Origin of the sequence: Gulosibacter massiliensis (assembly GCF_900626105.1) — a bacterium.
In the GTDB taxonomy this organism is placed as follows: domain Bacteria; phylum Actinomycetota; class Actinomycetes; order Actinomycetales; family Microbacteriaceae; genus Gulosibacter; species Gulosibacter sediminis.
Genome location: NZ_UYZX01000001.1, coordinates 177,949 through 188,830 on the forward strand (window position 1 = coordinate 177,949; position 10,882 = coordinate 188,830).

A 10,882-nucleotide genomic window follows, 5' to 3' on the forward strand; every position below is an offset into this window, starting at 1 on the left:
CGCGAGGAGCCTCGTGACCAACGAAGATCACCAGCAGCCTGCCGATGATCAGCAGCCGATCACGCGACGTGAGGCTCGAGAGCGTGAGCGGGAACGACTCGCGCGTGAGCTGAAGGCGCAGAACACCGGGCCGCTCGACGTCTCGGCGGCTGCGGCATCAGCCCCGGCAGGGTCGCAAACCGAGCCAGCTGGCGCACCGCAGCCCTCGTCAACGCCGCCCTCGCGCGCTGAGGCAGCCGACCACGACCCCGTTGCCGAGATCTTCAGTTCGACGATCGACGAGCGGTCGTCGAAGGGTCGCGGTCGCGGTCGGCGTCGCCGTGGACGCGGTTGGATCGCGATGCTCGTGGCATTGCTCGTGCTCGTCGGCGGCGCGTTCTGGGGTTGGCAGCTCGTCGGCGACCGCATTCTCGGCATGTTTGGCATCCACAATGACGACTTTGAGGGCACCGGCAACGGCACCGAGGTCGACTTCAGCATTCTTGAGGGCGACACCGGCACGACGATCGCGACCCGGCTGCAGGAGAAGGGCGTGATCAAGGAGTCGACCGCGTTCATCCGCGAAGTCACGTCGCAGACCGAAGAGCCGCAGTTCTACCCGGGCACCTACGGGCTCGAGGAGGAAATGAGCGCGGCCTCGGCGCTCGAGGTGCTCACCGACGACACGGCGCGCATCGAAAACACCGTGACGATTCCCGAGGGCACGGTCGCGTCTGACATCTATACCCTCGTCGAGTCGAACGTCGGCATCTCGGTCGACGAGCTCCAAGCCGCGGCGAAAGACCCCCAATCGTTCGGCCTGCCCGACGAGGCCGAGAGCTTGGAGGGGTTCCTATTCCCCGCCACCTACACGTTCGAACCCGGCGTCGACGCGACGACGGTGCTGCAGACGATGGTCGACCGCACCTACCAGTCACTCGACGCGGCCGGCGTGCCCGACGACCAGGTGTGGGACATCATCCGCATGGCCTCACTCGTCGAGAAGGAGGCGCGCATCACCGAGGACTTCTACAAGGTCGCGCGCGTCTTCTACAACCGCCTCGACATCGACATGCCGCTCCAGTCCGACGCGACGGTGACGTATGGCACCGGCGAGTACGACCGGGCCGCGACGACCGACGACGAGCGCAACAATGAGGACAACCCGTACAACACCTACGTGCACACGGGCATGATTCCCGGTCCGATCTCGAACCCGGGCGACACCGCGATCGACGCCGCGATGAATCCGGCCGACGGCCCCTGGCTCTACTTCGTCACCGTCAACCTCGAGACGGGCGAAACGGTGTTCTCGGAGACCTACGAGCAACACCAGCAGGCGGTCAACCAGTGGCTCGCCTGGATGGAAGAGCACCCGGACTACGGATAGCCCGCATGACGAACGAACGCTACCCCGTGGTGCCCGAGGGCTTCAACGATAGCGAGCCACCGCGCGGCATCGGTTCGCAGCGGCTCGCCGTGCTCGGCGACCCCGTCGGCCATTCGCGGTCGCCGCAGCTGCAGCTCGCGGCGTACCGCGCGCTCGGGCGCCGGTGGGAGTATTCCCGGTGGCGCATCCCTGCTGGACAGCTCGCGGCTGCGCTCGACGCGCGCAGCCAGGGCTGGCGCGGTTTCTCGGTGACGGCGCCGCTCAAAGCCGAAGCGCTCGCGTTCGCGAGCGAGGTGAGTGCGGATGCGCGGCGCAGCGGCGCCGTGAACACGCTCGTCTTCGATTCGCTCGAGCCGGGCGCCCCCGCGCGGGGTGAGAACACCGACATCCCGGGTATTGTCCGGGCCTTTGGCGAACGCGGCCTCGAGCGCATTGAAGGTGTCGCCCACGTGCTCGGCGCGGGGGAGACCGCGGCGAGCGTCGCGATTGCCGCCCAGCGCCTCGGCGCCTCGCGGATTGAGGTCTACGCGCGTCGCCCCGAGCGGGCGGAGGCCCTCGCCGAGCGCCTCGGCGACGGCGTCACCGGCCGCACGCTCGCGGACTGGGTGCTCGGTGGCGACACGGCGTTCGTCGGCGATACCGTGCCTGGGGGCTACGTGCTGGCCAACGACATCGGCCCCGTGCCCGCGGGCGCCGCGCTGCTCTCGGCGGCCTATCACCCTTGGCCAACGCCGCTCGCTGAGCGGTGGCAGGACGCCAGCGCTCCGGTGGTCACCGGCCTCGACATGTTGCTCCACCAAGCGGTACTCCAAGTGCGGCTGTTCGGCGGCGACACGATCGACGAGCCGCTGCCGAACGAGGCCGAGGTCGTCGAGGCAATGCGCGCCGCGCTGTCGTGAGAGAATGGGGGAATGCTTCGTTGGCTGACCGCGGGGGAGTCTCACGGCCCCGAACTGCTCGCTGTTCTTGAGGGACTGCCCGCCGGCGTCCCCATTTCCAAGGCCGAGGTGCAGGCCGACCTCGCGCGCCGCAAACTCGGCTATGGCCGTGGCGGCCGCATGAAGTTTGAGGCCGACGAACTCACGCTCTCGTCGGGCGTGCGGCACGGCGTGACGATCGGGTCGCCCCTTGGCATTCGCATTCAGAACACCGAGTGGCCGAAGTGGACCGAGGTCATGAGCCCCGAGCCTGTCGGGCCCGAGGTGTTCGAGACCGGCCGCGGCACGCGCCTCACCCGCCCCCGACCCGGTCACGCCGACCTCGTCGGCATGCAGAAGTACGGCTTCGAGGAGTCGCGTCCCGCCCTCGAGCGCGCGAGCGCCCGCGAGACCGCCGCCCGCGTCGCACTCGGGGCCGTCGCGAAGAAGTTCCTCGCCGAGCTCGGCATCAGCACCGTCAGCCACACCGTCTCGATCGGCGACGTCGCCCTGCCCGATGACGCACCCCGGCCACTGCCCGACGACGTCGAGCGGCTCGACGCCGACCCGGTGCGCTGCGTCGATGAGGCGACGAGTGCCGCCATGGTGGCGCGCATCGACGAGATTCGCCACACGGGCGACACCATCGGCGGTCTCACCGAGGTGCTCGTCTACGGCCTGCCTCCGGGGCTCGGCTCGTACGTCCACTGGGACCGCCGTCTCGACAGCCGCCTCGCAGGAGCGCTCATGAGCATCCAGGCGATCAAGTCGGTCGAGGTCGGCGACGGCATCGAGACGACCCGCCGCCCGGGCACCGCGGCGCACGACCCGCTCTACGCGGTCGAGGGCGAGATTCACCGCTCCTCCGACCGCGCCGGCGGTATCGAGGGCGGCATGACGACGGGCGGCGTGCTCCGCGTTCGCGTCGGTATGAAGCCGATCGCGACGGTGCCCCGGGCGCTGCACACCGTCGATGTCGCCACCGGCCAGAACGCCACCGCGCACCACCAGCGTTCTGACGTCACGGCCGTGCCCGCCTCGGGCGTCGTCGCCGAGGCCATGACGGCGCTCGTACTCGCGAACGCCGTCGTCGAGAAGTTCGGCGGCGATTCGCTCGAGGAGGTGCGCCGCAACCTCGGCAGCTACCTCGCGTCGATCCCCGATCACCTGCACACGAACCCCGAACTCGTCGACCCCGACGCGGTCGATGAGGAGGTCGACGAGACGCCGATGGGCGACTCGCGCAGCGAGTGGCGCGTATGAGCCTCGTGTTCATCGGGCCGCCCGCGGCCGGTAAGACCCGGGTCGGCAAGCGGCTCGCGCGCAAGCTCGGGGCCACCTATGCCGACACCGACAAACTCATTGCACGCGAGCACGGCGCGATTGCCCAGTTCATTCCCGAACACGGCGAGCAAGAGTTTCGCCGCATCGAGCGCAACACTGTGCACGCGGCCCTCGCGGCCTACGAGGTGGTCTCACTCGGCGGCGGCGCGATTCTCAACGAGGACACCCAGACGCAGCTTGCAAGCGGCGAACACACCGTCGTACTGCTCGTCGCCTCGCCCGAGGCAATCAGCGAGCGCATCAGCGGCAAGACGAACCGGCCGCTGCTCAACGGCATCGACTCGTGGGTTGCGACCTACGAGGCCCGCCGCGAAATCTACGAGCGGCTCGCGCACCTCACGGTCGACACGAGCTTTCGCCCCATGTGGCAGGTCTCGAACGAGGTGCATCGCTACCTCAAGCGCATCGGTTCGCCGCTCATCCGCAATTCCAGCCCCACACAAGCCGACAACTAGGAGAATTCGTGACCAACGACATCACCACGCTCGAGGTCGAGGGCCCGCACGGGCCCGTGCTCGTGGGGCGAGGACTGATCGCGAATCTTGACCAACACCTGCCGAAATTGCTCGGCGACACGGCTGAGCAGGTATTCATCATCCACCAGCCGTCGCTTGGCGCGATCGCCGAGCAACTGCGGATGCAGCTCACGCCGCACTTCCGACGCGTGCTCATGGCCGAGATTCCGGATGCGGAAGACGCGAAGCGTGCGCAGGTCGCGGAGTGGCTGTGGCAGCTGCTCGGCCAGAGCGACTTCACCCGCACCGACGCGATTATCGGCCTCGGCGGCGGCGCGACCACCGACCTCGCCGGCTGGGTCGCGGCCTCATGGCTGCGCGGCGTGCGCGTTGTGCAGGTGCCCACCACGGTGCTCGGCATGGTCGACGCCTCGATTGGCGGCAAGACCGGCATCAACACGAACGAGGGCAAGAACATGGTGGGCGCGTTCCACCCGCCGGTCGGCGTCGTCGCCGACCTCGACGTGCTCGACCAGCTACCGCGCAACGAGCTCGTCACCGGCTTTACCGAGGCGGTCAAGGTCGGCTTCATTCACTCGCCCGAGATCCTCGACCTCATCGAGGCCGACCCCGAGCGCGCGACCGACCCGACGAGCGACGAGTTCCGGCGCATCCTCGAGCTGTCGATCCAGTACAAGCTCGAGGTGACCGCGGCCGACCTTCGCGAGAGCGGTGGCCGCGAGATGCTCAACTATGGGCACACGCTCGGACACGCGATCGAGCACACCGAGCGGTACCAGTGGCGCCACGGCGCCGCCGTCGCGATCGGCATGCACTACGCGGCCGAGCTTGCCCGGCTCTCGGGCCGGCTCAGCGACGCGGCAGCCGACCGGCACCTGCGCATCCTCAAGCTGCTCGGCCTGCCGACCGGGTACCCGGCCGACCGCTGGGCGACCCTGCTGTCGGTGATGCACCGCGATAAGAAGGCGCGCGGCAAGCTGTTGCGTTTCGTCGTGCTCGACGACATCGGCCACCCCACGATCATGACCGCGCCCGACGAGAGCCTGCTCTTTGCGGCCTACCAGGAGATCGCCTCCTAACCGCTCGAGGGCGCAACCGCGCGGCGAACGGTCGCGGGTACGGGCGCGCTATGCTAGAGCGTCGAAAATTTGAAAGGAAACTCAGATGGCAACCACCGCTGATATCAAGAACGGGATCGTGCTGATCATCGACGGTCAGCTCTGGCAGGTAATCGAGTTCCAGCACGTCAAGCCCGGCAAGGGTGGCGCCTTCGTGCGCACGAAGCTGAAGAACATCGTCCAGGGCAAGACGGTCGACCGCACGTTCAACGCAGGTTCGAAGATCGAGACCGCGATCGTCGACCGCCGCGACTTCCAGTACCTCTACCAGGACGGCGATGGCTTCGTCTTCATGGACCAGTCCGATTACGACCAGCTCACCGTCCCGTCGACGATCGTCGGCGACGGCGCGAAGTTCCTGCTCGAGCAGCAGGAAGTTCAGATCGCCATGTACCAGGGCGAGCCCCTCTACATCGAGATGCCGGCCTCGGTCGTGCTCGAGATCACCTACACCGAGCCCGGCCTGCAAGGCGACCGTTCGAACGCCGGCACGAAGCCCGCAACCGTCGAGACCGGCGCCGAGATCCAGGTGCCTCTGTTCGTGAACCAGGGCACCCGCGTCAAGGTGGACACCCGCACGGGTGACTACCTGGGCCGCGTGAACGACTAGTGAGCGCCCGCACCAAGGCCCGCAAGCGGGCCATGGACATGCTGTTCGTGGCCGATGTCATGGAGCGCGAGCTGCGCGACGTGCTCGCCGAAGAGCAGGCCAAGGCGCTGCACGAGCCCGAACGCGAGGCCTCGTGGCGCTATGCGCGCGAGATCATCGAGGGCTACCTCGAGCACGAGCACGACATTGACACACGCATTGAGGCGACGGCGAACGGCTGGACCCTCGAGCGCATGCCGAGCGTCGACGCCGCGATCCTGCGCATCGGCGTGTGGGAAATCATCTATAACGGCGAGGTGCCGGCCGAGGTCGCCATCAACGAGGCGATCACGGCGGCGGGGGAGTACTCGACCGACGACTCCTCGCGCTTTATTAGCGGCGTGCTCGGCACGATCGCCGATGGCAACGCCACCGCGTAACCAGCGCATCCCTTCACCGCGCCGTGCACCCGAGTCTGGCTCGGGGCACGGCGCGTTCGCATTCGAGGTAAGATAGACGCCGGTAGATCGTCCTTTAATGAGCCGTCCAGAGAGGCGGAGAAGGGGGTCGAACGTGACGGAACGCGAAGTGCTCCAGTCCGACGACGTCGAACGTGTCCTGAAACGGATTTCACACGAGATTCTCGAAGCCAACGCTGGTGGCGAGGAAGTCATCCTCCTCGGCATCCCCACTCGCGGCGTGCCCCTCGCTCGCCGTCTCGGCGAGTTGATCGCCCGCATCGAGCACCGCGAGGGCTCCGTCGACGAGTTCGTCGGCGAGATCGATATCACCCCGTATCGCGACGACCTGCGCAGCCGGCCCCTCACCGAGTCGCACCCGACGCGCATCCCGCTCAGCGGCATTGACGGCAAGACCGTCGTGCTCGTCGACGACGTGCTGTTCTCGGGCCGTACCGTGCGAGCCGCGCTCGACGCGCTCAGCGACCTCGGCCGCCCGCGGGTGGTGCAGCTTGCGGTGCTCGTCGACCGCGGCCACCGCGAGCTGCCGATTCGGGCCGACTTTGTCGGCCGCAACCTGCCCTCCGCGCGCAGCGAGCGCATCTCGGTCGAGCTGCGCGAAATCGACGGCGCCGATCGCGTCGTCATCACCGATGGGGGTCGCGCGTGAAGCACCTCATCTCGACCCGCGACCTGAGCCGCGACGACGCCCTGCTGCTGCTCGACACCGCCGCCGACATGGCCGCGACCCAGCGTCGAGAGGTGAAGAAGCTGCCTGCCCTGCGCGGGATCACGGTCGTCAACCTGTTCTACGAGGACTCAACGCGCACGCGCATCTCCTTCGAGGCCGCCGAAAAGCGCCTCAGTGCCGACGTCATTAACTTCGCCGCCAAGGGGTCGAGCGTCTCGAAGGGAGAGTCGCTCAAGGACACCGCCCAGACGCTGCACGCGATCGGCGCCGACGCCGTGGTGATTCGCCACCCCTCCTCTGGCGCACCGCAGCTGCTCGCCGACCGTGACTGGATCGACGCGCCCGTGCTGAACGCCGGCGACGGCATGCACGAGCACCCCACCCAGGCGCTCCTCGACGCCTACACGCTCCGCGAGCGCCTGCACGGCGACGCCGCGCGGGGGCACGACCTCGACGGCGTCCACGTCGTCATCGTCGGCGACATCCTGCACTCCCGCGTCGCCCGGTCGAACGTGTGGCTACTCACGACGCTCGGCGCGCGCGTCACGCTCGTCGCGCCGCCGACGCTCCTGCCGTCGGACACCTCGCACTGGCCAGCCGAGGTCAGCTACGACCTCGACGCCGTGCTCGCGACCCGCCCCGACGCGGTGATGCTGCTGCGCATCCAGGGCGAGCGGATGCGCGACGCCTACTTCCCCCACACACGCGAGTACGCTCGGATGTGGGGCCTGAACGCCGCCCGCTTCGAGCGGCTCGGTGGCGACACGCTGATCATGCACCCGGGCCCAATGAACCGTGGCCTCGAGATCTCCTCGGTCGCCGCGGATTCGCCGCAGTCGACCGTGCTCGCGCAGGTCGCAAACGGCGTGAGCGTGCGGATGGCCGCACTGTACCTACTTTGCTCCGGAGCTCGAGAGGCTGGCGACAAATGACCCTTCTGCTGACCGGGGCGCAGCCGTATGGCGAGCAACCGCGCGACCTGCTCATCGTCGACGGTGTGATCCGCGAGGTGGCCGAGCCCGGCACCATCACCGCGCCCGAGGGTGCCGAGACGATCGATCTCCGCGGTCAGGTGCTGCTGCCCGGGCTCGTCGACCTCCACGTGCACCTGCGTGAGCCCGGCTTCGAGTCCTCCGAGACCGTCGCCACGGGCTCCCGCGCCGCCGCGAAGGGCGGCTTCACCACGATCTTTGCGATGGCGAACACCTCACCGGTGCAGGACACCGCGGGCGTCGTTGAGGCGGTCTGGGCCCTCGGCCGAGACGCCGGCCTGGCCGACGTGCGTCCCATCGGCGCGGTCACGGTGAGCCGCGCGGGCGAGCAGCTCGCCGAGCTCGGCTCGATGGCCGACTCGCGTGCCGGCGTGCGCGTGTTCTCTGACGACGGTGACTGCGTGTTTGACCCGCTCATCATGCGGCGCGCGCTCGAGTACGTGCGGGCCTTCGACGGCGTCGTCGCGCAGCACGCCCAGGAGCCGAAGCTCACGGTCGGCGCGCAGATGAACGAAGGCGCCGTTTCGGCCGAGCTTGGCCTCGGCGGCTGGCCCGCCGTCGCCGAATCGTCGATCATCGCGCGTGATGCGCTGCTCGCCGAGCAGACCGGCTCCCGCGTGCACGTCTGCCACGTCTCGACCGAGGCCGCGATCGAGGTAGTGCGCTGGGCGAAGGCCCGCGGCATCGACATCACCGCCGAGGTGACCCCGCACCACCTCATCCTGACCGAGGAGCGCGTGCGCGGCTTCGACGCCCGCTTCAAGGTGAACCCGCCGCTGCGCACCGACGCCGATGTGGTGGCGCTGCGCGCCGCCCTCGCTGACGGCACGATCGACGCCGTCGCGACCGACCACGCCCCGCATCCGCGAGATGCCAAGGAGCGCGAGTGGGACTTCGCCGCGATGGGCATGGTCGGCCTCGAGTCGGCCCTGCGTGTCGTGTACGCGACCATGGTCGAGCCCGGCACCATCACGTGGCAGGACGTCGCGCGCATCATGAGCGAGGCACCGGCTCGCATCGGCCGCGCCGACGACGCCGGCCGCCCCATCGCCGTCGGCGAGCCCGCGAACCTCACCGCCTTCGATCCGTCGGCCGGGGGAGAATTCACCGAGGCTGACCTCGCGGGCAAGTCCACCAACTCGCCGTTCCTTGGCATGCACTTGCCGGGCGCGGTCACCACCACGATCTTCCGCGGCGTCCCCACGCTGCGCGAAGGCAACGTCGTTATTCCGGGGGAGGAGTCCTAATGCCCGGTCCGATCATCGCCACTTCGTGCATCCTTGCGGTCTGCGCCATCATCGTTGGTGCCATGGCCCTCGGCTGGCGACGACGACAGCGAACGCAGACCGCCCTCGGCACTCCGGATGCCCTACCCGAGGGCCTCGGCGAGCCGCGCTTCGCGGTTGACGACGCCCACTACGTCGCGACCTCGACGACGGGCAACGCACTCGACCGCATCGCGGTGCGCCCGCTTGCCTACCGCGGCCGCGCCACCGTCGAGGTGCACTCCGACGGCCTCGCGGTCGGTATCGCCGGCGAGGACGCCTTCTTCATCCCCGTCAACAAGCTTGAGACCGTTGCGGTCGCGCAGGCGACGATCGACCGCGCCGTCGAGCGCGATGGCCTGATCGTCGTGCGCTGGCTGCTCGACCCGGACCACTCGGTCGAGACGTACCTGCGCGTCGTCAACCCCGAGCACCGCGAAAAGCTCATCGCCCGCATCGGCGACCTCATTGAACCCGCACCCACCACCCAGGAGACCGCATGATCACCACCGAACCTGCCGTACTCGTTCTTGAAGACGGCGCCCGTTACGAGGGCCTGGCCTACGGTGCACGGGGCGCACGACTCGGAGAGCTCGTGTTTACGACCGGCATGACCGGCTACCAGGAGACCCTGACCGACCCGAGCTACGCGGGGCAGATCGTCGTGCAGACGGCGCCGCACATCGGCAACACCGGCGTGAACCCCACCGACATGGAATCCGACCGCTACTGGGTCGAGGGCTACGTCGTGCGCGACCCGAGCCGCGTCGTCTCGAACTGGCGCGCGACGGGCGACCTCGAGGACGCGCTCGACGAGCAGGGCATCGTCGGCATCTCCGAGGTCGACACTCGCGCCCTGACGCGTCGCATCCGCAGCGAGGGCGCGATGCGCTCGGGCATCTTCTCGGGCGACGCCTACAACGACTCGCCGGAGGCCCAACTCGAGCAGGTGCGCGCCCAGCCGTCGATGGCCGGCCAGTACCTCTCCGACAAGGTGACGACCGAGGCCGCGTACCTGAGCGAGCACACGAACGACGGCGACGCGCTCGGCAAGGTCGCGCTGCTCGACCTCGGCATCAAGCTCGCCACGATCCGCAACCTCAACACGGCCGGGTTCGACGTGCACGTGCTGCCGGCGAACGTGACGGCCGACGACGTGCGCGCGCTCGGCGTCGACGCGCTCTTCTACTCGAACGGCCCCGGCGACCCCGAGGCGAATCAGCAGCAGGTTGAGCTGCTCGCCGAGCTGCTGCGGGATGGCCTGCCCTTCATGGGTATCTGCTTCGGCAACCAGCTGCTCGGGCGCGCGCTCGGCTTCGGCACCTACAAGCTGCCGTTCGGCCACCGCGGCATCAACCAGCCCGTGCTCGACACCGAGACCGGCCGCGTCGAGATCACGGCGCAGAACCACGGCTTCGCGGTCGACATCCCGATTGGTGAGCCCGTCGAATCGCCCGCCGGCTTCGGCCGCGTCGAGGTGAGCCACATTGGCCTCAACGACCAGGTGGTCGAGGGCCTGCGCTGCCTCGACATCCCCGCCTTCTCGGTGCAGTTCCACCCCGAGGCCGCGAGCGGTCCGCACGACGCGGCCGCCCTCTTCCTCCGCTTCCGAGACCTCGTGCTCGGCAACACGACCCCCGCGACGAACAACTAGGAGCCGACG

The 10,882-nt window shown here is 68.7% G+C and carries 12 protein-coding genes; all 12 read left to right on the forward strand.

Features of this window, described 5'->3' with window-relative positions; translation table 11 throughout:
• Window positions 1-13 precede the first annotated feature (13 nt).
• The 12 genes from mltG (at window position 14) to carA (ending at window position 10,873) form a co-directional block, all read left to right on the forward strand.
• Complete coding sequence (mltG, locus tag EJL01_RS00845) at window positions 14-1,369, forward strand: endolytic transglycosylase MltG (protein ID WP_125105838.1); 1,356 nt, start codon at window positions 14-16, stop codon at window positions 1,367-1,369.
• 5 nt (window positions 1,370-1,374) lie between these two features.
• Complete coding sequence (locus tag EJL01_RS00850; protein WP_125105839.1) at window positions 1,375-2,268, forward strand: shikimate dehydrogenase family protein; 894 nt, start codon at window positions 1,375-1,377, stop codon at window positions 2,266-2,268.
• A 12-nt stretch (window positions 2,269-2,280) separates the two neighbouring features.
• Window positions 2,281-3,549, forward strand: coding sequence for a chorismate synthase (gene aroC / locus EJL01_RS00855; protein WP_125105840.1), 1,269 nt, complete (start codon window positions 2,281-2,283; stop codon window positions 3,547-3,549).
• Complete coding sequence (locus tag EJL01_RS00860; RefSeq protein WP_125105841.1) at window positions 3,546-4,085, forward strand: shikimate kinase; 540 nt, start codon at window positions 3,546-3,548, stop codon at window positions 4,083-4,085. The genes aroC and EJL01_RS00860 overlap by 4 nt, the downstream gene beginning before the upstream one ends.
• A gap of 8 nt (window positions 4,086-4,093) precedes the next feature.
• Complete coding sequence (gene aroB, locus EJL01_RS00865) at window positions 4,094-5,185, forward strand: 3-dehydroquinate synthase (RefSeq protein ID WP_125105842.1); 1,092 nt, start codon at window positions 4,094-4,096, stop codon at window positions 5,183-5,185.
• Between the two features lie 85 nt (window positions 5,186-5,270).
• Entirely contained in the window at window positions 5,271-5,834 is a 564-nt protein-coding gene (gene efp, locus EJL01_RS00870; RefSeq protein WP_125105843.1) for an elongation factor P, read from the forward strand.
• A complete protein-coding gene (gene nusB, locus EJL01_RS00875; protein ID WP_125105844.1) occupies window positions 5,834-6,253 on the forward strand; it encodes a transcription antitermination factor NusB in 420 nt (139 codons plus the stop codon). The genes efp and nusB overlap by 1 nt, the downstream gene beginning before the upstream one ends.
• A gap of 133 nt (window positions 6,254-6,386) precedes the next feature.
• On the forward strand, window positions 6,387-6,941 hold the full coding sequence (gene pyrR, locus EJL01_RS00880; protein WP_241209067.1) for a bifunctional pyr operon transcriptional regulator/uracil phosphoribosyltransferase PyrR: 555 nt from the start codon (window positions 6,387-6,389) through the stop codon (window positions 6,939-6,941).
• Window positions 6,938-7,894, forward strand: a complete 957-nt coding sequence (locus EJL01_RS00885) for an aspartate carbamoyltransferase catalytic subunit (protein WP_125105846.1) — start codon at window positions 6,938-6,940, stop codon at window positions 7,892-7,894. Before pyrR ends, EJL01_RS00885 begins: the two co-directional genes overlap by 4 nt.
• On the forward strand, window positions 7,891-9,201 hold the full coding sequence (locus EJL01_RS00890; protein ID WP_125105847.1) for a dihydroorotase: 1,311 nt from the start codon (window positions 7,891-7,893) through the stop codon (window positions 9,199-9,201). The genes EJL01_RS00885 and EJL01_RS00890 overlap by 4 nt, the downstream gene beginning before the upstream one ends.
• Window positions 9,201-9,722: a PH-like domain-containing protein gene (locus EJL01_RS00895; protein ID WP_125105848.1), complete on the forward strand. Its 522-nt coding sequence runs from the start codon at window positions 9,201-9,203 to the stop codon at window positions 9,720-9,722. Before EJL01_RS00890 ends, EJL01_RS00895 begins: the two co-directional genes overlap by 1 nt.
• Complete coding sequence (gene carA, locus EJL01_RS00900; RefSeq protein WP_125105849.1) at window positions 9,719-10,873, forward strand: glutamine-hydrolyzing carbamoyl-phosphate synthase small subunit; 1,155 nt, start codon at window positions 9,719-9,721, stop codon at window positions 10,871-10,873. Before EJL01_RS00895 ends, carA begins: the two co-directional genes overlap by 4 nt.
• The last annotated feature ends 9 nt before the right edge of the window (window positions 10,874-10,882 follow it).

What these genes read in the sequence shown, in the direction of transcription:
- EJL01_RS00850 (WP_125105839.1), top strand. Translation starts at nt 1,375, where the DNA reads ATGACGAACGAACGCTACCCCGTGGTGCCCGAGGGCTTCAACGATAGC.
- aroC (WP_125105840.1), top strand. Translation starts at nt 2,281, where the DNA reads ATGCTTCGTTGGCTGACCGCGGGGGAGTCTCACGGCCCCGAACTGCTC.
- EJL01_RS00860 (WP_125105841.1), top strand. Translation starts at nt 3,546, where the DNA reads ATGAGCCTCGTGTTCATCGGGCCGCCCGCGGCCGGTAAGACCCGGGTC.
- efp (WP_125105843.1), top strand. Translation starts at nt 5,271, where the DNA reads ATGGCAACCACCGCTGATATCAAGAACGGGATCGTGCTGATCATCGAC.
- EJL01_RS00890 (WP_125105847.1), top strand. Translation starts at nt 7,891, where the DNA reads ATGACCCTTCTGCTGACCGGGGCGCAGCCGTATGGCGAGCAACCGCGC.
- EJL01_RS00895 (WP_125105848.1), top strand. Translation starts at nt 9,201, where the DNA reads ATGCCCGGTCCGATCATCGCCACTTCGTGCATCCTTGCGGTCTGCGCC.
- carA (WP_125105849.1), top strand. Translation starts at nt 9,719, where the DNA reads ATGATCACCACCGAACCTGCCGTACTCGTTCTTGAAGACGGCGCCCGT.